Genomic DNA, 26,708 nt, shown 5'->3' with positions numbered 1-26,708 from the left:
GGGATGGGGTGTGGGACGTTCAGGCAACGCCCAGGTAGGCCTGGCGCACGGCGTCGGACTGCAGCAGCGCGGCGGCATCGCCCGAGGCCACGATGCGCCCGCGCTCCAGCACATAGCCGCGTTGGGCCACCTGCAGCGCCTTGCGCACGTTCTGCTCCACCATGAGCACGGTGACGCCCTGCGCCGCGATGCGCTGCACGATGGTCAGCAGCTCGTCCACCATGCGCGGTGCCAGGCCCAGCGAGGGCTCGTCCAGCATCAACAGGCGCGGCCCGCTCATCATGGCGCGGGCCACGGCCACCATCTGCTGCTCGCCGCCGCTCATGGTGCCGGCCAGTTGCTGGGCACGCTCCTTGAGGCGCGGAAAGTCCTCGAAGGCCTGGGCCAGGCGCCCGGCGCGCACCCGCGAGGGCACCAGCCAGCCGCCGAGCTCCAGGTTCTCGGTCACCGTCATCTGCGGGAACAGCTGGCGGCCCTCGGCCACCAGGGCCAGGCCGCGCTGCACGCAGGCGGTCGCATTGAGGGCCGGCACGGCCTGGCCGTCGAGCTGCACCGTGCCCTGGCGCGGCAGCAGGCCGGCCAGGGCCTTGAGCAGCGTGGTCTTGCCGGCGCCGTTGGGGCCGACGATCACCGTGATGCCGGGCTGGGCCTCGAGCGACAGGTCCTGCAGCACCTGAAAGCCGTTGTAGCCCGTGACCAGCCCTTGTACCGTGAGGTGTGCGCCGCTCATGCCGTGGCTCCTTCGGGTGTTGCCTGGGTGCCCATCTCATCGCCCAGGTAGGCCTCGATCACCTCCGGGTTGCGCACCACCTCGGCGGGTGTGCCATCGGCGATCTTGCGGCCCTGGTGCAGCACCAGCACGCGCTCCACGTACTTGAGCAGCGTGGTCACCGCATGCTCGATCCACACCACCGTGAGGCCCCAGTCATCGCGCAGGCGGCGGATGCGCTGGGCCATGGCATCGACCTCGGCCTCGGTCAGGCCGGCGGCCACCTCGTCGAGCAGCAAGAGGCGCGGGCGCGTCCCCAGGGCCATGCCGATCTCCAGCAGGCGCTGCTGCGAGGGCGTCACATCGGCCGCGGGCCGCTCGGCCAGGGCCGACAGGCCCAGCATGGCCAGGATCTCGTCCTCGCTGCGCAGGCCCACGGGGCCCTGGCGGTGGCGGCCCGCGAACTGCATGCCGAAGCGCACGTTGTCGCGCACCGTCATGTCCGGGAACACGCGCGGCGTCTGGAAGGTGCGCGCGATGCCATGGGCCGCATAGTGGTGCGGCCCCTTGCCGGTCAGGTTGTCGGCCCCGCAGTGCAGCGTGCCCGAGGTCGGTGGCTGCACGCCCGAGATGGCGTTGAAGAACGTGGTCTTGCCCGCGCCGTTGGGGCCGATGATGCCGATGAGTTCGCCGGCATGCAGCGTGGCGCTCACGCCGTCCACGGCGGTCAGCCCGCCAAAGCGCACGGTCACGCTGTCGATGGTCAGCAGGGCTTCAGACATGGCCGGCCTCCGTTGCAGGCGTGGCCGCCCGCTTGCGCTGCCACAGCGTGGCCAGCCCGTTGGGCAGGTACATCACGCACAGGATCAGCAGCAGGCCCAGCACCATCATGTAGCCATAGGGCAGCTGCAGGCGCAGCGTCTCGGCCAGCAGGCTGAAGACGATGGCCGCCAGCACCGGCCCGCCGATGCTGGCCGCGCCGCCGATCAGCGCGATCAGCACCGTCTGGAAGCCGATGAAGGGGCTGAACACGGCGGCCGGCTCGATGTAGGTCCAGCGCACGGCCATGGCCGCGCCCACGGCGCCTGCAAACGCGGCCGTGATGCCGAAGCCCGCGATCTTGGCCAGGCGCGTGTCCACGCCCAGGGTCTGCGCACGCTGCTCGTCGGCACCGATGCCCGAGAGCGCCAGGCCGAAGCGGCTGCGCTGGATGGCGATGGCCGTGGCGATGGCGGCCGCCGCGATCAGCAGCACCGTGAGGTACACCGTCTCGTTGCTGGGCACCACCGTGAGCACACGGCCCACGGTTCCCGAGACCTGCTTTTCGACAAAGGTCACTGCGTGGCGGATCAGCTCCGTCATGCCGAAGGTCAGCACCGCAAAGTAGGTGCCGCGCAGGTGCAGCACGGCGGCCCCCATGACCACGGCCACCACGGCGGCGATCAGCGCGCCGGCCACGATCACCAGCGGCCAGGGCAGCACTTCCAGCAAAGTGGCGCTGGCATAGGCCCCGATGCCGAAGAAGGCCGAGGTGGCCAGCGACAGGTAGCGCGTGGCGCCGCAGAACAGCGACCAGCTGGTGGCCAGCGCGATGTACATCAGGCAGCTGAGCAGCACCGAGGCCACGAACTCGGACACCAGCCAGGGCAGGGTGCCGACCACGGCCGTTCCCATGGCGAGCGCGAGCCAGGGCTTGTTGGAATGCAGAGATTTCATTTTTTGGAGAAGAGGCCGTTGGGGCGCCAGATCAGCACGCCGATGAACACCGCATAGCTCAGCAGCATCTTGAGAGACGGGCTGCTGAAGTGCATGCCCAGGGCCTCGACCACACCCAGCAGCAGGCCGCCGGCCAGGCTGCCCGCCAGGCTGCCGAAGCCGCCCAGCGTGATCACGATCAGCGCCGTCACGGTATAGGGCTCGCCCATCGAGGGGGAGATCTCGTAGGTCATCGACAGCAGGGCCCCCGCCACGCCCGACAGGCCCAGGCCGATGCCGAACATCATGGGGTGCAGGCGCCGGGTGTTGATGCCCACCAGCTGCGCCCCCGTGGGCGACTGCATCAGCGCCCGCACGGCCTTGCCCAGCAAGGTGAGCTTGAGCAGCGCGATCAGCGCGGCCGACAGCGCCAGCGCCACGCCGAACAGCACCAGCTTGTTCTCGGTGAAGCGCATGCCCGCCACTTGCACCGGGTCGGCCAGGTACTCGTAGCCACGCAGGTCGCCACCCCAGATCAAGAGGGCGGTGTTCTGCACCAGGAACATCAGGCCGAAGCCCACCATCAGGCTGCGCGCCTCGAACACGTCCACGTTCGGCGCGCGCGCCGCCAGGCGCTTGAAGCACAGCGCATGCACCGCCACCCCCAGCACGAACAGCGCGATGAAGGCGATGGGCATCAGCAGCAGCGGCGACCAGCCCCAGGCGGTGTGCGCCCACCAGGTGATGAAGGCACCGAGCATCAGAAACTCGCCATGCGAGATGTTCATGATGCGCATCAGCCCGTATTGCAGGTTCAGGCCCATGGCCACCAGCGCATAGATGCCGCCGGTAATGAGGCCACTGGCGACCAGTTCGGCCCAGGAGGTCAGGGACATTCCGTGTTACTTCCAGGCAGGCTTGTTGGTGTTCAATTGCGCCGTGGCGCGGTCCTTGGGCCAGACCACCTCGAAGTCGCTGCCCTGCCATTGGCTCACGGTGCCGGGGATGGAGGCGTTCTCGCTGCCCGCAAAGCGGATGCCGCCCAGGATGGTCTTGAACTCGTTCTTGGCGATGTGCTCGCGCAGCGCCTTGCGGTCCAGGCCCGCCTTCTCCACGGCCTGCTGCAGGATCTGCAGGCCTGCCCAGGCATGGCCGCTGGCCCAGCGGTCGGGCTCCTTGTTGAACTTCTTCACGTGGGCGTCGAAATAGGCCTTGGCCTCGGGGCTGGTCTTCACGCTCCACGAGCCCATGCCGATCACGCCCTCGGTGTTGGCCTGCATCACGTTCTTGTACAGCTGGAAGGCCGTGCCCACCGAGGCGTAGAAGAACTTGGGGTTCAGCCCCACCTCGCGCGCCTGGCGGCTGGCCAGGATGGTGTCGGGCGGGTAGGTGATGCCGATGAAGGCGTCGGGGTTCTGGTCCTTGATGCCGCGCAGCACGGGCGCCAGGTCCTTCACGCCCAGCGGGTAGCTCTTGCGTTCCACCACCTGGATGCTGGTCTTCTTGAGCGCGTTGTTCAGCGCCGCGAAGTTCTCCAGGCCAAACAGGTCGTCCATGTAGACGATGGCCACCGACTTGACGCCGTTGGCCACCAGCATGTCCACCAGCGCGCCCATCATCTTGTCGGGCTGCTGCAGCAGGGAGAAGAAGTAGGGCAGGTTCATGTCGATCAGCTTGCGCGACAGCGCCGTGGGCGCCAGCAGCGGGTAGCCGAAGCGGTTGGCCAGCGGTGCGATGGCGAAGTTGGCGCCCGAGCCCCAGGGCGGCAGGATCAGGTCCACCTTGTCGCTGCCCATGAGCTTCTCGAAGGTGCGCACACAGGTCTCGGTCTCGCTGCGGTCGTCGTAGCCGATGAGTTCGATGGGGCGCTTGGCGCCCTTGATGGCCAGGCCGCCCGCCGCGTTCACCTGCTCGGCCCAGAGCAGGTAGTTGGGCTCCTGGCTGACCTGCGCGCCCGCCGCCCAGGGGCCCGTGCGGGCGATGGCGTAGCCCACGCGCACAGGGCCCGACTGGGCCAGCAGGTGGGGGGCGACCGACATGGCGCCCACCGTGGCGGCCATGCCCTTGATCCATTGGCGTTTGGATTGTTGAACCATTTTTCTGTCTCCTCGGATGGGCGGCCCGCGCAGCGCAGGCCGTTGACCGATCGTAGGCAGGGGCGCCCGGGCCTGCTGTGCTGAGCGTGCACAAAACGCTGGTCCCAGCGTGCACGGCGCAGCGGGTTTACCCGGATTTCCGTGCTGCGCCGGGGAATAGGGCTGCGCCGGATAATCCGGGGCATACCGGCGGCGCCAGCCGCTGTACTGGAGACACCATGGCCCACCCCCTGACCGAGGTATCCACCGATACCGTGGCACCGCGCGACCGCCTGCACCTGTGGGGCGACGCGGTGTGGCGGCTCATCGGCGGGCTGGAGTCCGACGCCTTCGGCGACGAGGCCTTCGCGGGCCACATCACCTCGGGGCAGGCCGGCTACGTCAACCTGTGCCAGCTCGACGTGAGCCGCCACCGCGTGGTGCGCACCCCCAGCCTGATCCGCGGCAGCGACCGGGCCTACATCAAGGTGGTGGCACAGCTCGAAGGGCGTGCCTGCTTCGAGCAGAACGGCCGCCAGGTCTGGCTGTCCCCGGGCGAATGGAGCGTGTACGACACCACGCGCGCCTACGCGGTGAGCAACCCCGAGGCCGTGCGCCAGATGGTGCTGATGATCCCCAAGGAGCAGATGCCCGAGCGCCGGCTGCGGCTCGACGACCTCATGGTGCAGCGCTTCTCGGGCACCAGCGGCGTTTCGCGCCTGGCCTGGGACACGATGCGCGCTGCCTTCACCGAGTTGCCCACCATGTCCGACGCGGCGGCCGACGGCGTGGCCGACGTCATCACGCACCTGGTGCAGCTGTCGCTGCTGGAGCGCAACGGCCAGCACAGCGCCGTGTCGCAGCGCGAGGCCCTGCGCGACCGCATCGGCCAGTACATCGACCGCCACCTGGCCGACCCGGACCTCACCATCGACCGCATCGCCCAGGCGCTCAACTGCAGCCGCCGCCACCTGTACAACGCCATGACCGACGATGGCGACACCCTGGCCGCCACCATCCAGCAGCGCCGCCTCGAAGCCTGCCTGCGCGAGCTGCGCCACCCCGGGCATGCGCACCGCTCGGTGACGGACATCGCCATCTCCTGGGGCTTTCGCAACAGCGGCCATTTCAGCCGGGTGTTCAAGGCCCACACGGGCTGCAGCCCGAGCGAGTACCGGGCGCGGGCATCGCTGCCGGCGCCCGAACTGCAGGCGCATTGAAGAGACCGTTCCCTGCCGGGCAGAGGACATCGTGCACTGCAGCAATTCTTTACATGGGGTTGACGCGTTGGCTAACTTTGCGAAGGGTGGGGTCCGCACAATAGGGCCATCAACCCGGAGCCAACCCATTCCATGCGCCCTTCCTCCCCGCGTTCCCTGAGCCGCCTGCCCCCCTGCCGCCATGCCCTGCGCTGGCCGGTACTGGCCCTGGCTGCGGCCCTGGCCGGCTGCGCCAGCATGGCCCCGCAGGACGCGCGCCTGCCCGACACCCCTGTGCCCACCACCTGGTCCGCCGGCACCACGGCCGCCCCCGGCAGCACGGCCACCTCGCTCGCCCAGTGGTGGCAGCGCCTGGGCGATGCCCAGCTGACCGCGCTGGTCAAGCAGGCCCTGGCGGCCAACACCAGCGTGCGCACGGCCCAGGCCGCGCTGCGGCAGGCCCGCGCCCAGGTCGATGTGCAGGCTGCCGGCCTGGCGCCCCAGGTGGGTGCCTCGGCCTCGGCGCAGCGCAGCCGCTCGGGCAACAGCGGCACGGGCAACAATTTCCAGCTGGGCTTCGACGCGAGCTGGGAGCCCGATGTGTTCGGCCGCGTGCGCGCCGGGGTCAACGCCAGCGAAGCCGATGCCCGCGCCGCCGAGGCCAGCCTGGCCGACGTGCAGGTGTCGCTGGCCGCCGAGGTGGCCGTGAACTACATCGAGCTGCGCAGCCTGCAGCAGCGCCTGGTGATCGCGCGCAGCAACCTGGCCAGCCAGGGCGAGACGCTGCAGATCACGCAGTGGCGCCTGCAGGCCGGCCTCACCACCTCGCTCGTGGCCGAGCAGGCGCGTGCGGCGTCCGAGCAGACCGCCGCCCAGATCCCCGCGCTCGAAGCCAGCCTGGCCCAGTCGCGCCACAGCCTGGCCGTGCTGACCGGGCAGGCGCCGGCCGCGCTCGATGCGCAACTGGCGGCCAGCGCCGCCGTGCCCCAGCCCGGTGATGAGCTGGCCATGGCGATACCGGCCGAAACCCTGCGCCAGCGCCCCGACGTGCGCGCGGCCGAGCAGCGCATCACCGCGGCGCTGGCCCGCGTCTCGCAGGCCGACGCGGCGCGCTACCCGGACTTCGGCATCAGCGGCTCGGTGGGCCTGCGCGCCCTGACGCTGGGAGCGCTCAGCGGCGGCAGCGCCGTGGCCGCATCGCTGCTGGGCAGCGTCTCGGTGCCGCTGCTCGATGGCGGTGCCGCGCGCGCCCAGGTGCGGGCGCAGGAGGCCGGCCTGGAGCAGGCGCGCATCGCCTACCAGGCGGCCGTGCTCACGGCGCTCAAGGACGTGGAAGACGCACTCGTGTCCCTGCGCGGCAACCGCGAGCGCCTGGTGCGCCTGCGCTCCGCCGCCGATGCCGCGGGCAATGCCGAACTGCTCGCGCGCCAGCGCTACAGCAGCGGGCTGATCGACTTCCAGGCGGTGCTGGAGACCCAGCGCACGCTGCTGTCCACGCAGGAGGGCGTGGCCACCACGGTGGCCAGCCTGTCCGCCGACCATGTGCGCCTGTACAAGGCGCTCGGCGGCGGCTGGCAGCCCTGACTGAGCCCTTATTCCATCCACAGCCACCTGGAGGTCGCGGCGCACACGGCGCACGGACACCTGGCAGCCAAAGGCCACCGACCCCGCGCACGGCCCGTGCGCGGGCGTTGTCGCCCCTCATTTCCTGTCTTTTCCCGAGCCCATCGCCATGACCGACAACACCAAGGAACCGCAGCCCGGCGCTGCCACCCCCGGGGCCCGTGCCCCGGCCGACCTGCAGGCCCTGCTGGGCGGCGAGAAGCCGCGCCGCTGGTACCGGCGCACCTCGCTGTGGCTGGGCGTGGCGGCCCTGGCGCTGGCAGGCGGCGGCATCTACGCCTGGCAGCTGCAAAAGCAGGCCAGCGCCGCGCCGGTCTACGTGACCGAAGAGGTGAAGACGGGTGACCTCACGCTCTCGGTATCGGCCAATGGCACGCTGCAGCCCACGCGGCTGGTGACCATCGGCAGCGAGCTCTCGGGCACGGTGCGCCAGGTGATGGTGGACGTGAACGAGAAGGTCAAGAAAGGCCAGGTGCTGGTGGAACTCGACACTGCCAAGCTCGATGCGCAGGTGCTGCGCTCGCGCGCTTCGCTGGCGTCCGCGCAGGCGCGGCAGGCACAGGCCGCGGCCACCACCAAGGAGGCGCTGGCGGGCCTCGGGCGGCTGGAAGAGGTCGCCCGCCTGTCGGGTGGCAAGGTGCCTTCGGCGGCTGAACTGGACACCGGCCGCGCCACGCTGGACCGGGCCCGCGCCGACGAGGCCAGCGCCCGTGCCAGCGTGGACGATGCGCGTGCGGCGCTGTCCACCGACGAGACCAGCCTGTCCAAGGCCTCCATCCGCTCGCCCATCGATGGCGTGGTGCTCACCCGAACGGTGGAGCCCGGCAACGCCGTGGCCGCATCGCTGCAGGCCGTGACCCTGTTCACCGTGGCCGAGGACCTCACGCGCCTGCGCCTGGACGTGAGCGTGGACGAGGCCGACGTGGGCTCGCTGCAGGTCGGGCAGAAGGCCAGCTTCACGGTCAGCGCCTTCCCCTCGCGGCGCTACCCGGCCGCGGTCACGCGCGTGTCCTTCGGCTCCACCAAGACCGACAACGTGGTCACCTACGTCACCTGGCTGGAGGTGGACAACCGCGACATGAGCCTGCGCCCCGGCATGACGGCGGCCTCCACCATCACCTCCACCGAGCGCAAGGACGTGCTGCTGGTGCCCAACACCGCGCTGCGCTTCACGCCGGCGCAGGCGGGCGCGGCCGCTGGCGGCGGCAAGCCCGCGGCGGCGCAGCAGGGCGGCGGCATCATGGGGCAGCTCATGCCGCGCATGCCACGCCCGGGTGGCCAGGGTGGGCGTCGCCCCGCAGGCGGCGGTGCGCCGGGCGAGGACGCCGCATCGAAGATGAAGCAGGTCTGGGTGCTCAAGGACGGCGCGCCGCAGGCCCTGAAGGTGCGCGCGGGCATCAGCGACGGCCGCATGACCGAGGTGACGGGCGAGGGCATCGCCCCCGGCATGGCGGTGATCACCGACCAGCGCAGCAACGGGGCCGCGCGATGACGGCCACCCACCGCATGGACAGCACGGGCGACACGGCGCTGATCCGCCTGCGCGGCGTCACCAAGGTCTATGGTGAAGGCGCGCTCGCCTTCCAGGCGCTCAAGGGCGTGGACCTGGACATCGCCCAGGGCGACTTCGTGGCCATCATGGGTCCGAGCGGTTCGGGCAAGTCCACGGCCATGAACACCCTCGGGTGCCTGGACCGGCCCACCACGGGCGACTACCTGTTCAAGGGCGTGCATGTGGAGGCGCTGCAGCGCGACGAGCGCGCGCGGCTGCGCCGGCGCTACTTCGGCTTCGTCTTCCAGGGCTTCAACCTGCTGGCGCGCACCTCCGCGCAGGAGAACGTCGAGCTGCCGCTGCTGTACCGTGGCGAGCCCGCCGCGGCGCGCCATGCGGCGGCTGCGAAGGCGCTGGCCGCCGTGGGCCTCAAGGGCTGGGAGCACCACACGCCGGCGGAGCTCTCGGGCGGGCAGCAGCAGCGCGTGGCGATCGCGCGCGCCATCGTCACCGAGCCGGCCGTGCTGCTGGCCGACGAGCCCACCGGCAACCTCGACACCCAGCGCAGCCACGAGATCATGCAGCTGCTGTGGCGCCTGAACGTGGACCTGGGCATCACCGTGCTCATGGTCACGCACGAGGGCGACATGGCCGAGTACGCACGGCGCATCGTGCGCTTCGTCGATGGCGTGGTGGGCAGCGACGAGCCGAATCCGCACCCACGCGGCCTGGCCGCTCACGGTGCGCTGCTGCCGGCGGAGGTGCACTGATGTTCCTCAGTTCCATCCTGCTGGCGCTGCGCTCCATCCGGCGCAACCTCATGCGCTCGTTCCTGACCATCCTGGGCATCGTGATCGGCGTGAGCGCGGTGATCACCATGGTCACGCTGGGCAATGGCGCCACGGTGTCCATTCAGAACCAGATCTCGGGCCTGGGCACCAACCTGCTGCAGGTGCGCCCGGGGCAGCGCATGGGCCCGGGCGGCGGCACTGGTGCCGCAGCCTTCAAGGACACCGACGCCGATGCCATCGCCCAGCAGATCGGCGGCATCCTGGCCGTGGCGCCCGAATCGCGCGCGGCCGCCACCGTGGTGGCCGGCGGGCGCAACTGGTCCACCAGCATCATCGGCAGCACCAACGCCTGGCTGCAAACGGGCAACTGGACGCTGCGCATCGGCCGCGCATTCAGCGACGACGAACTGCGCGCCGGTGCCGCCGTCTGCGTGATCGGCGAGACGGTGCGGCGCGAGCTCTACGGCACGCGCGACGCCGTGGGCGAGCAGCTGCGCGTGAAGGCCTTCTCGTGCGAGGTGGTGGGCGTGCTGGCCTCCAAGGGGCAGGGCGCCTTCGGCAACGACCAGGACGACACCGTGCTGGTGCCGCTGCGCACCCTGCAGCGCCGCGTGACGGGCAACACCCGCGTGAACACCCTGCTGGTGTCGATGAAGGACGGCAGCGAACCCGAGCGCGTGAAGGCCAGCCTGACCCAGCTGCTGCGCGAGCTGCGCAAGCTCTCCGATACCGACGAGGACAACTTCAACGTGCTCGACACCAAGCAGCTGGGCGAGGCACTGTCGGGCACCACCAAGGTCATGACCACGCTGCTCGGGGCGGTGGCGGCCGTGAGCCTGCTGGTGGGCGGCATCGGCATCATGAACATCATGCTGGTCAGCGTGACCGAGCGCACCCGCGAGATCGGGCTGCGCCTGGCCATCGGCGCGCTCGAGCGCGAGGTGCTGCTGCAGTTCCTGGTCGAGGCGGTGGTGCTGGCCGCGCTGGGCGGGCTCATCGGCATCGTGCTGGCCACGGCCGCGTCGCTGGGGCTGTCGGTGCTGATGGGCGTGCCCTACCTGTTCAACCCGGGTGTGAACCTGCTGTCCTTCGTGTTCTCGGCCGGCATCGGCGTGGTGTTCGGCTACTTCCCCGCGCGCCGGGCCGCGCGCATGGACCCCATCGACGCCCTGCGCCACGAGTGAGGCGCCTCCCCGGTGCCCAGGCACCGGGGCAGGGCGGGGGCTTGCCAGGGGCCCGCCCCAAATTGGTGACATGCTGCACCGCAGCGAGGCGCCCAGGGGACAAAGCCCGACCACGTGGCGACGAACCCCCTTCAAAAGCCGGGCACGCTTATTGCTGAACACTGGCTGTCCGCCGGTAAAGCTGCCTGCGCACTGATAAACAACCCCTCCGCTAATGATGGCGGAACACCCGGGCAAGCCGCAGCGTCGCAGCGGGCTGCCTGGTAGTTCCAACCCACGCCCGTGGTTCCGCGGAGGGTGCGTTGTGCCGCAAGGCACGGCACATCCTGCACCCCTTGATGCGGTTCCCCGGGTTCTTGCAGGATGAGCAAGCATGAAAATCGTTCTCATTGGCCACGGCATGGTCGGCCACAAGTTCCTCGAAAGCCTGGCCGAGACCGGCATGACCGGCGTCGAAGTCACCGTGCTGTGCGAGGAGCCGCGCCCCGCCTACGACCGGGTGCACCTGTCGGCCTTCTTCAGTGGTACTTCGGCCGACGAGCTCTCCCTGGTCGAGCCCGGCTTCTTCGAGCGCACCGGCTACACGCTGCGCCTGGCGGCGCGGGCCGCATCGGTGGACCGCCGCATCCGCACCGTGACCACGGTGGACGGCGAAGTGCTCCACTACGACAAGCTGGTGCTGGCCACCGGCTCCAACCCCTTCGTGCCCCAGGTGCCGGGGCGCGACCGCGACCACTGCTTCGTCTACCGCACCATCGAAGACCTGGAGGCCATGCAGGCCTCGGGCGCCAAATCCAAGACCGGCGTGGTCGTGGGTGGCGGCCTGTTGGGCCTGGAATGCGCCAAGGCCCTGAGCGACATGGGTCTTGAAACCCACGTGGTCGAGTTCGCCCCCCGGCTCATGGCCGTGCAGGTGGACGAGGGCGGCGGCCGCGTTCTGCGCGCCAAGATCGAGGAACTGGGCGTGCAGGTGCACACCGGCCGCAACACCCAGGAGATCACCGATGGCGCCCGCGCGCGCCACCGCATGGTGTTTGCCGACGGCACCTACCTGGAAACCGACATGATCGTGTTCTCCGCCGGCATCCGCCCGCGGGACGAACTGGCGCGCCAGAGCCTGCTGGCCATCGGCCCGCGCGGTGGCGTGGCCATCGACAGTGCCTGCCGCACCAGCGACCACGATGTCTACGCCATCGGCGAATGCGCCTCGTGGAACGAGCAGACCTTCGGCCTCGTGGCCCCCGGCTACGACATGGCGCGCGTGGCGGCCCGCCACATCGCGGGCGAGACCGACGCGGCCTTCGTCGGTGCCGACATGAGCACCAAGCTCAAGCTCATGGGCGTGGACGTGGCCAGCATCGGCGACGCGCATGCGAAAACGCCGCACAGCCGCACCTGCCAGTACGTGGACGAGCGCCGCCAGGTCTACAAGAAGATCGTCATCAGCGAAGACGGCAAGCAGCTGCTGGGCGCCGTGCTGATCGGCGACGCCACCGAGTACGGCACGCTGCTGCAGATGGCCCTGAACGGCATCACGCTGCCCGAGGACCCCGAGTTCCTGATCTTCCCGTCCAGCGACGGCAAGGCCAAGCCCGGCCTGGGCGTGGACGCCCTGCCCGACACGGCACAGATCTGCTCGTGCAACAACGTCACCAAGGCCGGCATCTGCGAGGCGGTGGGCAATGGCGCCTGCACCATCGCCGAGATGAAGGCCTGCACCAAGGCCGGCGCCACCTGCGGCGGCTGCGTGCCCCTGGTCACCCAGGTCATGAAGGCCGAGATGGCGCGCCGCGGCATGGCCGTGAACAACCACATCTGCGAGCACTTCGCGTACTCGCGCCAGGAGATCTACCACCTGGTGCGCGTGGGCAACATCCGGAGCTTCGCAGAGCTGCTGGCCCAGCATGGCAAGGGCATGGGCTGCGACATCTGCAAGCCCGTGGCGGCCAGCGTGTTCGCCTCGTGCTGGAACGAGTTCGTGCTCAAGAAGGAGCTGGCCGGCCTGCAGGACAGCAATGACTACTACCTGGGCAACATCCAGAAGGACGGCTCCTACTCGGTGGTGCCGCGCATGCCCGGTGGCGAGGTCACGCCCGACGGCCTGATCGCCGTGGGCCAGGTGGCCAAGAAGTACGGTCTGTACACCAAGGTCACCGGCGGTGCGCGGGTGGACATGTTCGGAGCGCGCCTGGAGCAGCTGCCCCTGATCTGGGAAGAGTTGATCACCGCCGGGTTCGAGTCCGGCCATGCCTACGGCAAGTCGCTGCGCACGGTCAAGAGCTGCGTGGGCTCGACCTGGTGCCGCTATGGCGTGGGCGACAGCGTGGGCCTGGCCGTGGAGCTGGAGAACCGCTACAAGGGCCTGCGCGCCCCGCACAAGATCAAGTTCGGCGTCTCGGGCTGCACGCGCGAATGCGCCGAGGCGCAGGGCAAGGACATCGGCATCATCGCCACCGAAAAGGGCTGGAACCTCTACATCTGCGGCAACGGCGGCATGAAGCCGCGCCATGCCGAGCTGTTCGCCTCCGACCTGTCCAAGGAAGACCTGGTGCGCATGATCGACCGGGTGCTGATGTTCTACGTGCGCACGGCCGACCGGCTGCAGCGCACCAGCACCTGGCGCGAGAACCTGGAGGGTGGCCTCGACTACCTCAAGGATGTCTTGCAAAAGGACAGCCTGGGCCTGTGCGCCGAGCTCGAATCGCAGATGCAGCACGTGGTGGCCACCTACCAGTGCGAGTGGAAGACCGCCGTGACCGACCCCGAGACGCGCAAGCGCTTCCGCTCGTTCGTGAACAGCGACAAGGCCGACGAGAACGTGCTCTTCGTCGAGGAACGCGGCCAGATCCGCCCGGCGCGCGCCGACGAACGAGGCCCCGCCAAGGTCATCCCCATCCGCCAGGCCGCTTGAAGAAGAAGGACGAGGACAACATGAGCGCACTTCCCATGAACAGCAGCACCGACCCCCTTGCCTGGACCGACATCTGCGCGGTCGACGACATCCTGCCCAGCACCGGCGTCTGCGCCCTGGTGGCCGACCGCCATGTGGCCGTGTTCCGCACCGGCAGCGACCAGTTCTTCGCCATCGACAACGTGGACCCCAAGTCGGGCGCCAGCGTGCTCTCGCGCGGGCTGATCGGCAACCTGGGCGAGCGCGTCGTGGTCGCCTCGCCGCTGTACAAGAACCATTTCGACCTGCGCACCGGCGAATGCCTGGAGGCGCCCGAGCATTCGGTGCAGGCGCACGGTGTGCGCGCCGAGGGCGGGCGCATCAGCGTGGCCGTCGCCTGAATGCCCTGGGCGGTGTCCGGCGGGGTTAGCATCTGCGTATCCTGAATCCCGGAGTCACCGCATGCCCGATCTGGCCGCCGCGCCCCTGTCCGTTTCCAGCCTCGTGCTGCGCTCGCGCCAGCTCGAGATCGATGCGGTGCGCCACCTTGCCAGCCGGGCCGCGCTGGTCGACGTGGTCGGGCAACTGATCGAGGGGCTGCAGCGCGAGCGCGGCGCTTCGGGCGTCTACCTGGCCTCCAAGGCCCAGCGTTTTGCCGACCTGCGGGGTCGCATCGTGCAGGAGGTCGTGGCGCTGGAGGCCCAGCTGCGCGGAGAATTCGCCCAGCATGTCGAGCCTGCGCAGGGCGCCACAGCCAAGGCCCTGTCGCTGATGGCCTGGGCGCTGCTGGGCCTCGATGCGCTACCCGCCTTGCGCAGCCAGATCGACAAGCAGGCGATGACCGCCCACGATTCGATTGCCGCGTTCAGCCACCTGATCGCCGGGCTGGTCGAGCTGGTCTTCCACGTGGCCGATGCGGCCGGGCTGCCCAGCGTCTCGCGCCAGCTCGTGGCCCTGGTGCACCTGGTACAGGCGCAGGAAGAGGCGGGGCAGGAGCGGGCCATGGGCGCGCTGCTGTTCGCCTCGGGCCAGGGCAGCGACGCCCACCAGCAGCGCGTGCTGCACCTGATCGATGCCCAGGAGCGCAGCCTGCGCGCCTTTGCCGAGTTTGCCGATGTGGCGCTGCGCACCCGCTGGGAGCAGCAGCAACTGGCCCCCGGCATGGCCCAGCTGGAGCGGCTGCGGCGCACGCTGTGCGTGGTGCGGCCGGGTGCGGCGCTGGACAGCAACCTCAGCGACGCCTGGTTCGATGTGTGCACCGAGCGCATCACGGCCCTGTGGCAGTTGCAGGTGGACCTGGTGCAGCGCCTGCGCGAGGACTGCGCCGCGCACATCGTGCAGGCCCAGCAGGACCTGCAGGACTCCAAGGGCCTGTTGCGCGGCCTGCGCGACAACCCGCCGCAGCGCACGCACGCGGTGGACCGCTTCTTCGACATCGCCATCGCGCCGACGGCGGTGGAGCAGTCGGCAGCGGGAGCGCAGGGGGCCGAATCGGCATCGCTGCTGGAGCTGCTGCAGGCCCAGTCGGCGCGCATGGCCAGCATGGAAGCCGAGCTCGAAGCGGCGCGCCGCACGCTCAACGAGCGCAAGGTGATCGAGCGCGCCAAGGGCGTGCTGATGGCCCGCCTGGGCATGAACGAGGAAGTCGCCTTCCGCGTGCTGCAAAAGACCTCGATGGACCAGAACCGCCGCCTGCTCGATGTGGCCGAGGCCACGCTGTCCCTGCCGGACCTGGCTTTCGCCCACCCCGACCGCAAGGGCGACAAATCCAGCTGATCCATGGTGGTGCTTGACTGCACCGCCGTGAAGCCATTCCTGCTCCGCAGGCGCCGCGCATGCACGGAATGCGGGACGCAAGCCACCCTGAACGGCCCCAATGAGGGTACGGAAATTGCATGGAGTGCATTGGATGGCGGGCTAACGGCGGCCTGCCATCCACCGCCTGCGGTTCACCCGCAGGTCCAGGAATCGCGCATCCGAGGATAACGGCGTCCATTGCGTTCCCCATCTGCATGGGGGGCGCAGCGGACGCCGTTTTCTTTTCCTCCTTTTCTTGCGCGCTTCCCTGGGTGGACCCCTGGGGCGCATGTCAGTCTTCCCGTCCCAAAGGAATTTCAATGGCCTACCTCGCCCCCGCCGAGTTCGTGACCAAGATGGTCGATTCCGGTGAATCCAAGCTCCTGATGTCCACCCGCGACACGCTGATCCGCTCCTTCATGGCCGGTGCCATGCTGGCACTGGGCGCCGCCTTCGCCGTCACCGTCACGGTGAACACCGGCAACGCGCTGCTGGGCGCGCTGCTCTTTCCGGGCTGCTTCATCCTGCTGTACCTGCTGGGGTATGACCTGCTGACCGGTGTCTTCACCCTGGCCCCGCTGGCCGTGCTCGACAAGCGCCCTGGCGCCACCTGGGGTGGCGTCTTTCGCAACTGGACGCTGGTGTTCTGCGGCAACTTCGCGGGGGCCTTCATGGTGGCGGTGTTCATGGCCATCATCTTCACCTTCGGATTCAGCGAGGCGCCCAACGCCGTCGGCGTGAAGATCGGCCACATCGGCGAGGGCCGCACGGTGGGTTACTCCGCACACGGCGCCGCCGGCATGCTGACCCTGTTCATCCGCGGCGTGATGTGCAACTGGATGGTGTCCACCGGCGTGGTGGCGGCCATGATGTCGACCTCGGTGTCGGGCAAGGCCATCGGCATGTGGATTCCCATCGCCCTGTTCTTCTACATGGGCTTCGAGCACAGCATCGTCAACATGTTCCTGTTCCCCTCGGGCCTGCTGCTGGGTGGCAACTTCACGGTCATGGACTACCTGGTCTGGAATGAAATCCCCACCGTGATCGGCAACCTGGTGGGCGGCCTGACCTTCGTGGGCGCGATGCTGTACTCCACGCACTACAAGACCGCCCCCAAGCGCAAGATCGCCTAAAGACGAGGCTGAACGGGTCCCTCACGCGCCGCGTACCCTGCTTTGGGCGGTCTCGGCGTAAGCAAATGCTCGCCATAGCACGGGCTATGGCTGCGCTTTGCGCCTAGCATCCCATCCCAAATCAGGGCACGCGCCATCGTGGAGATCCATTCATCCTCGCCTTCCTGCCCGCCCTTCCTATGAGTGACCGCAACAGCTTGAACATCACACTCGGCCAGCATTCCGAGGCCGGTCACAAGGGGGTCAACCAGGACTTCCATGGCGCCATGCTGCCCGTGGGGCCGCAGCGCGGCACCAAGGGCATCGTGGTGGCGCTGGCCGACGGCATAGGCTCCAGCGCGGTGAGCCAGGAGGCCAGCGCGGCAGCGGTGCGTGGCTTCCTGGACGACTACTACGCCACCTCCGAGGCCTGGTCGGTGCGCCGCTCGGCCCAGCGCGTGCTGGGCGCCACCAATGCCTGGCTGCACGCGCAGACCATGCGCAGCCATGCGCGCTTCGACAAGGACCGCGGCTACGTCACCACCTTCAGCGCCTTGATCCTCAAGGGCCGCGAGGTGCACCTGCTGCACGTGGGCGATGCGCGCATCTACCGCGTGCACGCCACTTCCCTGGAGCAACTGACCGAGGACCACCGTGTGCACCTGTCCTCGGTCGAGTCCTTCCTGGGCCGGGCCCTGGGCATGGGCCCGAATGTGGAGATCGACTACCGCAGCCTGCCGGCCGAGGTGGGCGATGTCTACCTGCTGGCCACCGACGGGGCGTACACGCACCTGGATGTGGCGGCCGTGCAGGCTGCCATCGCGCACGCTGCGGGCGACCTGGACGCGGCCGCGCGGGCGCTGGTGGCCGCTGCCCGGGCGCGCGGCGCCACCGATGACCTGACACTGCAGTTGCTGCGCATCGATGCGCTGCCCGAGAACCGGGCCCTGGCCAGCCTGCCGGCTGCGCGCGAGGGGCTGGCCTTGCCGCCGCCGCTGGCGCCGCGCATGCAGTTCGAGGGCTACACCATCGTGCGTGAGCTGCATGCGAGTTCGCGCAGCCACGTGCACCTGGCCGTGGACGACGCCACGGGCCAGCAGGTGGCGCTCAAGACCCCGTCGGTGGAGCTGGCCGCCGAGAAGGACTACTTGGACCGCCTTGTGCTCGAGGAATGGGTGGCGCGGCGCATCCACAGCCCGCACGTGCTGCGCGCCGCGGGCGGCGAGCGGCCGCGCCAGCATGTCTATGTGGCCATGGAATTCGTGGAGGGCCAGACCCTTGGCCAATGGATGACCGACCACCCCCGGCCCGGCCTGGACGCCGTGCGCAGCCTGGTCGCACAGATCGGCAAGGGGCTGCAGGCCTTCCATGCGCGCGAAATGCTGCACCAGGACCTCCGACCCGAGAACCTGCTGGTCGACCGCAGCGGCACGGTGAAGCTCATCGATTTCGGGTCGGTGCACGTGGCGGGCCTTGCCGAGGGGACGGGCGCTGCGCGCGCAGATGCCATTGCCGGCACGCTGCAGTACACCGCGCCCGAGTACTTCGTGGGCGGCGAGGGCGATGCCCGGTCGGATTTGTTCTCGCTGGCGGTGCTGACGTACCAGATGCTCACCGGCCAACTGCCTTACGGCCTGCAGGTGGTGCGCCTGCGTTCACCGGCAGAGCTCAAGCAGCTGCGCTATGTGCCCGTGCGCCACCTGCGGCCCGAATTGCCGGCCTGGCTCGATGGGGTGTTGCACAAGGCCCTGCAGCCGCAGCCGCTCAAACGCCAGGAGGCGGTCTCGGAATTCCTGCACGACCTGGAGGCGCCGGGTGCACAATTCCAGCGTCTGCGTGCGCCACCGCTGGTGGAGCGCAATCCGGTGCTGTTCTGGCAGGCCGTGTCGTGCCTGCTGGGGCTGGCGGTGTTGGTGCTGTTGGGAATGCGCGCGTACGGAAATTGAAGGAACCCTTGCGGTTCGGCGCGTGAGATAAGCGGGGGCAAAGCCCTGATGGGATAAGGCCTTTGCCGGACTGGGGCAAAAGGGAGGGGCAAAGTGCACGCACGGGTGGAGCGCGGCCGCCAGGCCACGCTCCACTGCGCCGTGTATTGACTTACTGGATGCTCAGCGTGGTGGCCTTGCTGACGGGCTCCACGCGCACCAGAGTGAGCGTGAGCACGCCGTTTTCGAGCTTGGCGCTGCTGGCCGCGGCATCGATGTCGGTGGCCAGCTCCCAGGCGCGCTGCACCTGGCGGGGAGCGCCTTCCACGCTGGACAGGCGCACCACATTGCCTTCGATGGCGAGCTGCAGTTGCTCACGGGCGAGGCCGGGCACATCGAGCTGCAAGGTGGTGGCCCTGTCGTCCTGTGTGACGGTCACGCCGGCAGAGCGGGCAGGGGCGGCATTGGCAAAGCTGCCGAGCAAAAAGCGCTGCAGTGCCAGGTCGGCAGAGCGGGGTGCGTTGAAGGCGGAACGGCGGGCGACGGGGGCGAAGATCATGAAAAGGACTCCTATACACTGCGCGGCTCTCGACGTGGTCGCCGCATGGACAGAACTTGTGTACGGCCGCGCGGGTTTTCAAGGGGAAAAAGAGCATGAATAAATTGCGGTTCGCGGGCTTGAAATCAGGCGCTGCGGCATTACGTCATTCCGTTTTGGCCGTCGCTGCCACACTGGCCTGCACGCTGGCACCGGCCTCCATCAGCTGGGCGCAGGGCACAGCACCCGCTGCTGCTGCAGCACCCGCCAAGCCCGTGAAGATGGCGCTGATCGAAAGCCTCTCGGGCGCCTTTGCCAACACCGGCGAGGCCGTCTACCGCAACATCTACTGGGCCATGGAGCGCGTCAACGCGCGCGGTGGCGTGGCCCTGCCGGCCAGCGCCGGCGGCCCGCGCCTGCTGGCGCTGGAGCGCTATGACAGCAAGGGCCAGAACGAAGAGGCCCTGTCGGCCCTGCGCGCGGCCATCGACGATGGTGCGCAGGTCGTGCTGCAGGGCAATTCCTCGGCCACTGCCGCGGTGCTGATCGAGGCCATCAACAAGCACAACGAGCGCGAGCCGAACAAGCGCGTGATCTTCCTCAACTACTCGGCGGTGGACCCCATCCTCACCAACGAGAAGTGCAGCTTCTGGCACTTCCGTTTCGACGCCCATGCCGACATGCGCATGGCCGCACTCATGGAGGTGATGCGCGACGACAAGGCCTTGAAGAGCGTCTACCTGATCGGCCAGGACTACAGCTTTGGCCAGGCCGTGCTGCGCGAGGCCAAGAAGCAACTGTCGGCCCAGCGCCCCGACGTGGCCGTGGTCGGCGAAGAGCTGCACCCCGTGGGCCGCGTGAAGGATTTTGCGCCCTACGCCGTGAAGATCAAGACCAGCGGCGCGCAGGCCGTGGTCACGGGCAACTGGGGCAACGATCTCACGCTGTTGGTCAAGGCCGCGCGCGAGGTGGGCTACGACGGCAGCTTCTACACCTTCTACGGCAATGCGCTGGGCGCGCCCGCGGCCATCGGCGATGCCGGCATCGGCAAGGTGGTGGCCGTGGCCGACTGGCTGCCCAATGTGCCGGGCGCGCAGAGCGAGGCCTTCTACCAGTCCTTCCGTGAGCGCTTTCCCAAGCCCCAGGACGACTACGTGCACATGCGCATGCAGCTCATGGTGGAGGCGCTGGCCCAGTCCATCGAGCGCGCGGGCAGCACCGATCCGGTGGCCGTGGCGCGCCAGATGGAAAAGGCCAGCGTGCAGCTCTCGGGCCAGGGCGGCAGCATGCGCGCGGCGGACCACCAGTTCCAGCAGGCGCTGGTGGTGGGCGTGATGGACAAGAAGGGGGCCACGGGCGTCAAGTTCGACGTCGAAGGCTCGGGCTACGGTTTTCGCGTGGTGCGCCAGATCGCCCCTGCAAAGGCGCAACAGCCCCATACTTGCACCATGCAGCGCCCCTGACGGAGGCGCTGGCGGCGTGGTGATCCACGCCGCGCGGGCAAAGGGTGGGGGCGCCTTTTGTCCGCATATCGATATGACAAGTTAGCGCAACGCGCGCCGGCCCGGGGCCACAGAATTTGCGGCATTGATCACCCATGCGCGAATCGCCCCCACCGTGTCCTATGCCCTGTCCCTGCTCGACAAGAGCCCCGTTCCTGAAGGCGCCACCGCGGCCCAGGCGCTGCAGCGCACCGTAGCGCTGGCGCAGCGCGCCGAGCAGCTGGGCTACCGGCGCTTCTGGGTGGCCGAGCACCATGGCAACCCGGGCCTGGCCAGCTCGGCACCCGAGGTGCTGGTTGCGCACCTGCTGGCTCGCACCACGCGCATCCGCGTGGGTTCGGGCGGCGTCATGCTGCAGCACTACAGTCCCTTCAAGGTGGCCGAGGCCTTCAAGTTGCTGGCCGCGCTGGCCCCGGGCCGTGTGGACCTGGGCGTGGGCAAGGCGCCCGGCGGTCTGCCCCTGTCCACCCGTGCGCTGCAGGCTGCACGCGACCCGGCACGCAAGGCCGACTTCGCGGCGCAACTGGCCGAGCTTGACGCCTTCGTCTCCAACACCCTTGCCGCCGACCACCCGCTGGCCGGTGCCGTGGCCCTGCCCGAGCCGCCGAGCCTGCCCGAGCGTTTTCTGCTCGGCGGCAGCCCCGAGAGTGCCGCGCTGGCCGCGCGCCATGGCTGGCAGTTTGTCTATGCCGGGCACTTCAATGGCGACCCGGTGAACATCGAGCGCTCGGTGCAGGTCTACCGCGAGGCCGCGGGCCGCGCGCCACTGCTCGCGCTCTATGCCCTGGTCGCAGACACGCAGGAGGAGGCCGAGCGCCTGGTGGGTGCGCTGCGCATCGTCAAGCTGCACCTGTCCACCGGCCAGAGCGTGAACCTGCCCAACGAGAAGGCCGCCGCCGAGTTCGCGCGCCAGGCCGGCGTGAGCGACTACCGCCTCGAAGAAACCCGCCCGCATGTGATCGCCGGCTCGCAGGCCTTCGTGCGCGATGCGCTCGATGCACTGGCCGAGCGCTATGGCATCGAGGAGTTCGTGGTCGATACGCCCGTCACCGGCTTTGCCGAGCGCCTCGCGTCGGTGGAGCTGCTCGCCGGTGCGCTGCAGACCGCCGAGGCCTGATCCCTGCCCCCAGAAGGAAAAAACACATGAGCAACCCGACCCCCATCCGCTTCGGCCTGATGCTGCACGGCGCAGGCGGCCACATGAATTCGTGGAAGCACCCCGCCGGCCCGGCCGATGCGAGCGTGAACCTGCAGTTCTACATCGACACCGCGCGCAAGGCCGAGGCCAACGGCATCGCCTTCGCCTTCGTGGCCGATGGCCTGTTCATCAACGAGAAGTCGATCCCGCACTTCCTCAACCGCTTCGAGCCCATCTCCATCCTCTCGGCGCTGGCCGTGGCCACGACGAAGATCGGCCTGGCGGGCACCATCTCCACCTCGTACAGCGACCCGTTCACGGTGGCGCGCCAGTTCGCCTCGCTGGACCTCATCAGCCAGGGCCGCGCGGGCTGGAACGTGGTGACCACGCCGCTCGAAGGCACGGCCAGCAACTACAGCCGCCAGCACCCCGACCACGCGCTGCGCTACGAGATCGCCGACGAGTACCTGGAGGTGACGCAAGGCCTGTGGGACAGCTGGGACGAGGACGCCGTGGTGCGCGACCGGGCCACCGGCCAGTTCTTCGACCCGGCCAAGCTGCACACGCTCAACCACAAGGGCCGCTTCTTCCAGGTGGCCGGGCCGCTGAACATCGGGCGCTCGGCCCAGGGCCAGCCGGTGATCTTCCAGGCCGGCTCGTCCGATGCGGGTGTGGGCCTGGCGGGCAAGTACGCCGACGCGGTGTTCACGCATTCGCCCAACCTCGAGGCCACGCGCGCCTTCCTGCGCCAGGTCAAGGCCAGCGCGGTGGCGCAGGGCCGCCAGGGCGACGACGTGAAGATCTTCCCGGGCATCGGCCCGGTGGTGGGCGCCACCCAGGAGGAGGCCGAGGCCAAGTACCAGGCCATCCGCGAACTGCTCACGGTGCAGGAAGCGCTGGCCTACCTGGGCCGCTACTTCGACCACCACGACTTCAGCCAGTACCCGCTGGACGCGCCCTTCCCCGAACTGGGCGAGATCGGGCGCAACAGCTTTCGCTCCACCACCGACCGCATCAAGGCCGATGCCAGGGAGCGCGGCCTCACGCTGCGCCAGGTGGCGCTGGAGGCGGCCACGCCACGCTCGCAGTTCGTGGGCACGGGCGAGCGGGTGGCCGACGAGATCATCCGCTGGGTGGACGAGGGCGCGGCCGACGGCTTCATCCTTGGTTTCCCGGTGCTGGCGCAGGGGCTCGAAGATTTCGTGACGCATGTGATCCCGGTGCTGGAGGCACGCGGCCGCTACGAGCGCACCTTGCCCGGCGCCACGCTGCGCGACCACCTGGGCCTGCCGCGCAAGGCCAGCCGGTATGCGGCTGCGCCAGAGCTGGGCGCTGCCGACCGGAAGGTTGCCTGATGGGCGCCGCATTGCCTGTCGAAAGCTCCCAGGATGTGGCCCGGGTCGAGGAGGGCATTGCCGCCTTCATCGGCGAGTTCAAGGTCCTGCGCCAGGACCTGCACCGCCACCCGGAACTCTCGTTCCAGGAGCACCGCACGGCCGCCATCGTGGCCGAGCGTCTCGCGGCGTGGGGTTACGAGGTCACCACCGGCATTGCCGGCACGGGCGTGGTGGGCAGGCTGGTGCGCGGCAATGGCGGTGGCCGTGGCAAGTCGCTGGGCATCCGCGCCGACATGGATGCCCTGCCCATCACCGAGGCCACGGGCCTGCCCTATGCGAGCGAAAACGCTGGCGTGATGCATGCCTGCGGGCACGATGGCCACACCACGGTGCTGCTCGCAGCGGCGCGATTCCTGGCCGAGTCGGGCCGCTTCGACGGCACGTTGAACCTGATCTTCCAGCCCGCCGAGGAGAACGGCGGCGGTGCCAACCGCATGATCGCCGAGGGGCTGTTCGAGCGCTTTCCCTGCGACGCGGTCTTTGGTCTGCACAACTGGCCTTGCGTGGGCGAAGGGCACTTCGGCTGCGTGACCGGGCCGGCCATGGCCTCGGTGGACCAGATCACCATCACCGTGCGCGGCAAGGGCGGCCATGGCGCCGCGCCGCACGAAACGGTGGACCCGGTGGTGGCCAGCGCCCACATCATCACGGCACTGCAGACGGTGGTGTCGCGCAACGTCGACCCGCTGGACATGGGCGTGGTCACCGTGGGCTCGATCCACGGCGGTGCCGCCCCGAATGTGATCCCCGAAAGCGTGGAACTCAAGCTCACGGCGCGGGCCTTCAAGCCCGAGGTGCGCGCCATCCTCAAGGAGCGCATTCCGGCCATCGCCCGGGCCCAGGCCGAGAGCTTCGGCGCCACGGCCGAGGTGCAGTACCGGCCCGGCTACCCGGCCGTGCTGAACCACGATGCCGAGACGGCCCTGGCGCGCAGCGTGGCCGTGGACACCTTTGGCGCCGCGCGCGTGGACGCCGGCTTTCGCCCGCGCACGGCCAGCGAGGACTTCGCCTTCATGCTGCTCAAGCGGCCTGGCAGCTATGTCTTCGTGGGCAATGGCGATGGCGCCTCGCTGCACAGCCCGTACTACGACTTCAACGACGCCATCCTCGCGCCCTCGGCCACCTACTGGGTGCGCCTGGCCGAGCGTTTCCTGGCGCCGGCCGCATGACCTCCCTTCTTCCTGTTGCCTTGATGGACGCGACAACACCATGAGCGAACGATTCGTCTATACCACCCCGCTGGACCCGCTGGCGCGCCCTCTGGTCGAGGAACTCAGCTACGAGTACGAGAGCCGCTATGGCGATTTCTACGAACGCGAGGGCGGCCCGCGTGAGATGGAGAAGTACCCGCCCGAGCTGTTCTCGCCGCCCGAAGGCGGCAATTTCGTGCTGCTGCTGCGCGATGGGGTGGCCATTGGCGGCGGCGCGTTCAAGCGCCACCCGGACCCCGGCACGGCCGAGCTCAAGCGCGTCTGGGCGCACTCGGCCCTGCGCCGCCAGGGCCTGGCGCGCCGTGTGGTCCAGGAGCTCGAAGCCCAGGCGCTGCGCCAGGGCTACACGCGCATCTACCTGACCACGGGCTTTCGCCAGCCCGAAGCTGTGGCGCTGTACCTGGGCCAGGGCTATGCGGCGCTGTTCGATCCATCGGCGCCTGAGGGCACTTACCGCTCGCTGCCGTTCGAAAAAATCCTGGTGCAGGCGCCTGCGCTGGCACGCGCCGCCTGAGTTGTCCCTTCCATTCCCATACACCACGATGTCGACCACCACCACGCTCGATGCCCATGCACTGCCCGCGGGCCCGGCGCACCATGCGGCACCCCCTGTTGTCGCGGCTGCGGCAGTCCCCGCCGCGCCGCCCGTGAAGGGCGACTATTCCCACTACAAGGTGGTGCCCGCACGCTACCGGGCACGCGCGGTGGGCACCGTGTTCGCCGCGGTGGTCATCGCGCTGGTGCTGTACTCGGTGCTCACCAACCCGCGCTGGGGCTGGGGCATTTTTGCCGAATGGTTCTTTGCCGAGCCGGTGCTCGTGGGCCTGGGCCGCACGCTGCTGCTCACGGCGCTGGGGGCGCTGTTCGGCTTCACGCTGGGCACGGCGCTGGCGCTGGCCCGGGTGTCGCGTTCGCCGCTGCTGGCGGGGCTGTCGTGGACCTTTGTCTGGATCTTCCGCTCCATCCCGGTGATCGTGCTGCTGCTCATCATCAACAACCTCGGGTACCTCTACGAGTCGGTGAGCCTCTCCGTGCCGTTCACGGGCTGGACCTTCTTCTCGTACCCCACCACGCAGCTCATCAGCCCCTTCGTGGCGGCGTTGATCGGGCTTACGCTCAACCAGGCGGCCTTCGCCTCGGAGATCGTGCGCGGGGGCATCCTGTCGGTGGACCAGGGTCAGCTCGAGGCGGCCGCCGCGCTGGGCCTGCCGCGCCGGCGCCAGGCCTTTCGCATCGTGCTGCCGCAGGCCATGCGCTCCATTCTGCCCAGCGGCTTCAACGACATCATCGGTCTGGCCAAGGGCACGTCCAACGTCTACATCCTGGCACTGCCCGAGCTGTTCTACACCATCCAGATCATCTACCGGCGCAACCTGGAGGTGATCCCGCTGCTGATGGTGGCCACCGTCTGGTACCTGGTGATCCTCACGGTGCTGTCGGTCATGCAGCACTACATCGAGCGGCATTTCGCCAAGGGCGCGCTGCGCAATCCACCGCCCTCGCTGTTCACGGCCATCGCGCGGCGCCTGGGTTTCGCTCCCAAGGCCGTGCCGCTGGAGGCCCAGCCGGCCGTCGCGGCCGCGCCCCAGGCGGAACCCGCCGGCACCGTGCCGCGCTGGAGCGGCGGTCTCACGCGCGGCGGCGAGGTCACCATCCACGGTGTCTCCAAGCACTACGGCGCGCTGCAGGTGCTCAAGGACGTGACGCTCACCGTGCCGCCCGGCAGCGTGACCGTGGTGCTGGGCCAGTCGGGCTCGGGCAAGTCCACGCTGCTGCGCGCCATCAACCACCTGGAGCGGGTGGACGGCGGCTTCATCGCCATCGACGGCGAGCTCATCGGCTACCGCCAGGATGCGGACACCCTGTACGAACTGGGCGAGAAGGACATCCTCGCGCGCCGCGTGGACGTGGGCATGGTGTTCCAGAACTTCAACCTGTTCCCCCACCTCACGGTGCTGGAGAACATCATCGAGGCACCCATCAGCGTGCGCCGCCTGCTGCGCCCCGAGGCCGAGGCCCTGGCGCAGGAGCTGCTGGCCCGCGTGGGCCTGTCCGACAAGGCACACAGCTACCCGCGCCAGCTTTCGGGCGGCCAGCAGCAGCGCGTGGCGATCGCGCGGGCGCTGGCCCTCCGGCCCAAGGTGTTGTTGTTCGACGAGCCCACCTCGGCGCTCGACCCCGAACTGGTGGGCGAGGTGCTGGCCGTGATCAAGGAACTGGCGCGCTCAGGCACCACGCTGGTCATCGTCACGCACGAGATCGGCTTTGCCCGTGAAGTGGCCGACACCGTGGTCTTCATGGAGCAGGGACAGGTGCTGGAGACCGGCACGCCCGAGCAGGTGTTCAACCACCCGCAGCACCCGCGCACCGCAGAGTTCCTGGCCAAGGTGCTCTAGCAGCCCGCCGCAGTTCTTTCCCTTCCTTGCACGC

At 69.2% G+C, this 26,708-nt stretch carries 22 protein-coding genes; 16 read left to right on the top strand and 6 right to left on the bottom strand.

All coding sequences use genetic code 11. The annotated features are described in order from the left end of the window. Positions 1-19 precede the first annotated feature (19 nt). Genes AC07PF_RS31600 through AC07PF_RS31580 form a run of 5 tightly spaced genes read right to left on the bottom strand, consistent with a single transcriptional unit; the run spans position 20 to position 4,500 of the window. On the bottom strand, positions 20-730 hold the full coding sequence (locus AC07PF_RS31600) for an ABC transporter ATP-binding protein (RefSeq protein ID WP_494614565.1): 711 nt from the start codon (positions 728-730) through the stop codon (positions 20-22). Continuing rightward, positions 727-1,491 carry an ABC transporter ATP-binding protein gene (locus AC07PF_RS31595; protein ID WP_369641900.1) on the bottom strand — a complete coding sequence of 255 codons (765 nt, stop codon included), beginning with the start codon at positions 1,489-1,491 and terminating at the stop codon, positions 727-729. Before AC07PF_RS31595 ends, AC07PF_RS31600 begins: the two co-directional genes overlap by 4 nt. Continuing rightward, positions 1,484-2,425 (bottom strand): branched-chain amino acid ABC transporter permease, encoded by a 942-nt coding sequence (locus AC07PF_RS31590; protein WP_494614564.1) that lies wholly within the window; start codon positions 2,423-2,425, stop codon positions 1,484-1,486. Before AC07PF_RS31590 ends, AC07PF_RS31595 begins: the two co-directional genes overlap by 8 nt. Further along, positions 2,422-3,300: a branched-chain amino acid ABC transporter permease gene (locus tag AC07PF_RS31585; RefSeq protein WP_007857639.1), complete on the bottom strand. Its 879-nt coding sequence runs from the start codon at positions 3,298-3,300 to the stop codon at positions 2,422-2,424. The genes AC07PF_RS31590 and AC07PF_RS31585 overlap by 4 nt, the downstream gene beginning before the upstream one ends. Positions 3,301-3,306: 6 nt before the next feature. Next, positions 3,307-4,500 carry an amino acid ABC transporter substrate-binding protein gene (locus AC07PF_RS31580; protein ID WP_494614563.1) on the bottom strand — a complete coding sequence of 398 codons (1,194 nt, stop codon included), beginning with the start codon at positions 4,498-4,500 and terminating at the stop codon, positions 3,307-3,309. A 218-nt stretch (positions 4,501-4,718) separates the two neighbouring features. Between AC07PF_RS31580 and AC07PF_RS31575 the strand changes: the two genes are divergently transcribed. From AC07PF_RS31575 to AC07PF_RS31530, 10 genes are all read left to right on the top strand, one after another. After that, positions 4,719-5,699 (top strand): AraC-like ligand-binding domain-containing protein, encoded by a 981-nt coding sequence (locus AC07PF_RS31575; protein ID WP_145695440.1) that lies wholly within the window; start codon positions 4,719-4,721, stop codon positions 5,697-5,699. A 132-nt stretch (positions 5,700-5,831) separates the two neighbouring features. Continuing rightward, positions 5,832-7,262: an efflux transporter outer membrane subunit gene (locus AC07PF_RS31570; protein ID WP_494614562.1), complete on the top strand. Its 1,431-nt coding sequence runs from the start codon at positions 5,832-5,834 to the stop codon at positions 7,260-7,262. Between the two features lie 148 nt (positions 7,263-7,410). After that, a complete protein-coding gene (locus tag AC07PF_RS31565; RefSeq protein WP_494614561.1) occupies positions 7,411-8,793 on the top strand; it encodes an efflux RND transporter periplasmic adaptor subunit in 1,383 nt (460 codons plus the stop codon). Continuing rightward, positions 8,790-9,563 carry an ABC transporter ATP-binding protein gene (locus AC07PF_RS31560; protein ID WP_494614560.1) on the top strand — a complete coding sequence of 258 codons (774 nt, stop codon included), beginning with the start codon at positions 8,790-8,792 and terminating at the stop codon, positions 9,561-9,563. Before AC07PF_RS31565 ends, AC07PF_RS31560 begins: the two co-directional genes overlap by 4 nt. Beyond that, positions 9,563-10,768, top strand: coding sequence for an ABC transporter permease (locus AC07PF_RS31555; protein ID WP_007857645.1), 1,206 nt, complete (start codon positions 9,563-9,565; stop codon positions 10,766-10,768). The genes AC07PF_RS31560 and AC07PF_RS31555 overlap by 1 nt, the downstream gene beginning before the upstream one ends. A gap of 373 nt (positions 10,769-11,141) precedes the next feature. After that, entirely contained in the window at positions 11,142-13,679 is a 2,538-nt protein-coding gene (gene nirB, locus AC07PF_RS31550; protein WP_494614559.1) for a nitrite reductase large subunit NirB, read from the top strand. Between the two features lie 20 nt (positions 13,680-13,699). Then, positions 13,700-14,059: a nitrite reductase small subunit NirD gene (nirD, locus tag AC07PF_RS31545; protein WP_007857647.1), complete on the top strand. Its 360-nt coding sequence runs from the start codon at positions 13,700-13,702 to the stop codon at positions 14,057-14,059. A gap of 61 nt (positions 14,060-14,120) precedes the next feature. Next, positions 14,121-15,434 carry a nitrate regulatory protein gene (locus tag AC07PF_RS31540; RefSeq protein WP_007857648.1) on the top strand — a complete coding sequence of 438 codons (1,314 nt, stop codon included), beginning with the start codon at positions 14,121-14,123 and terminating at the stop codon, positions 15,432-15,434. A 341-nt stretch (positions 15,435-15,775) separates the two neighbouring features. Then, positions 15,776-16,588, top strand: a complete 813-nt coding sequence (locus tag AC07PF_RS31535; RefSeq protein WP_494609643.1) for a formate/nitrite transporter family protein — start codon at positions 15,776-15,778, stop codon at positions 16,586-16,588. Positions 16,589-16,767: 179 nt separating this feature from the next. Continuing rightward, positions 16,768-18,513, top strand: a complete 1,746-nt coding sequence (locus AC07PF_RS31530) for a bifunctional protein-serine/threonine kinase/phosphatase (protein WP_494614558.1) — start codon at positions 16,768-16,770, stop codon at positions 18,511-18,513. 151 nt (positions 18,514-18,664) lie between these two features. Here AC07PF_RS31530 and AC07PF_RS31525 read toward each other — a convergent pair whose 3' ends face one another. Continuing rightward, positions 18,665-19,051 (bottom strand): Hsp20/alpha crystallin family protein, encoded by a 387-nt coding sequence (locus AC07PF_RS31525; protein ID WP_494614557.1) that lies wholly within the window; start codon positions 19,049-19,051, stop codon positions 18,665-18,667. Between the two features lie 95 nt (positions 19,052-19,146). Between AC07PF_RS31525 and AC07PF_RS31520 the strand changes: the two genes are divergently transcribed. From AC07PF_RS31520 to AC07PF_RS31495, 6 genes are all read left to right on the top strand, one after another. Then, a complete protein-coding gene (locus AC07PF_RS31520) occupies positions 19,147-20,493 on the top strand; it encodes a branched-chain amino acid ABC transporter substrate-binding protein (RefSeq protein WP_494614556.1) in 1,347 nt (448 codons plus the stop codon). Positions 20,494-20,647: 154 nt separating this feature from the next. Next, positions 20,648-21,649, top strand: coding sequence for an LLM class flavin-dependent oxidoreductase (locus AC07PF_RS31515; RefSeq protein ID WP_007857653.1), 1,002 nt, complete (start codon positions 20,648-20,650; stop codon positions 21,647-21,649). 26 nt (positions 21,650-21,675) lie between these two features. Continuing rightward, positions 21,676-23,025, top strand: coding sequence for an LLM class flavin-dependent oxidoreductase (locus tag AC07PF_RS31510; RefSeq protein ID WP_494614555.1), 1,350 nt, complete (start codon positions 21,676-21,678; stop codon positions 23,023-23,025). Further along, the gene (locus AC07PF_RS31505; protein WP_494614554.1) at positions 23,025-24,236 is read left to right on the top strand and encodes a M20 aminoacylase family protein; all 1,212 of its coding nucleotides are present in this window, start codon (positions 23,025-23,027) and stop codon (positions 24,234-24,236) included. Before AC07PF_RS31510 ends, AC07PF_RS31505 begins: the two co-directional genes overlap by 1 nt. 40 nt (positions 24,237-24,276) lie before the next feature. Continuing rightward, positions 24,277-24,792: a GNAT family N-acetyltransferase gene (locus tag AC07PF_RS31500; RefSeq protein ID WP_145695450.1), complete on the top strand. Its 516-nt coding sequence runs from the start codon at positions 24,277-24,279 to the stop codon at positions 24,790-24,792. A gap of 28 nt (positions 24,793-24,820) precedes the next feature. Continuing rightward, complete coding sequence (locus AC07PF_RS31495) at positions 24,821-26,674, top strand: amino acid ABC transporter permease/ATP-binding protein (protein ID WP_494614553.1); 1,854 nt, start codon at positions 24,821-24,823, stop codon at positions 26,672-26,674. Positions 26,675-26,708: the final 34 nt, after the last annotated feature.

It is taken from the genome of Acidovorax sp. GW821-FHT10A04 (genome assembly GCF_059415825.1).
This window is presented reverse-complemented; position numbering and strand designations above follow the sequence as displayed.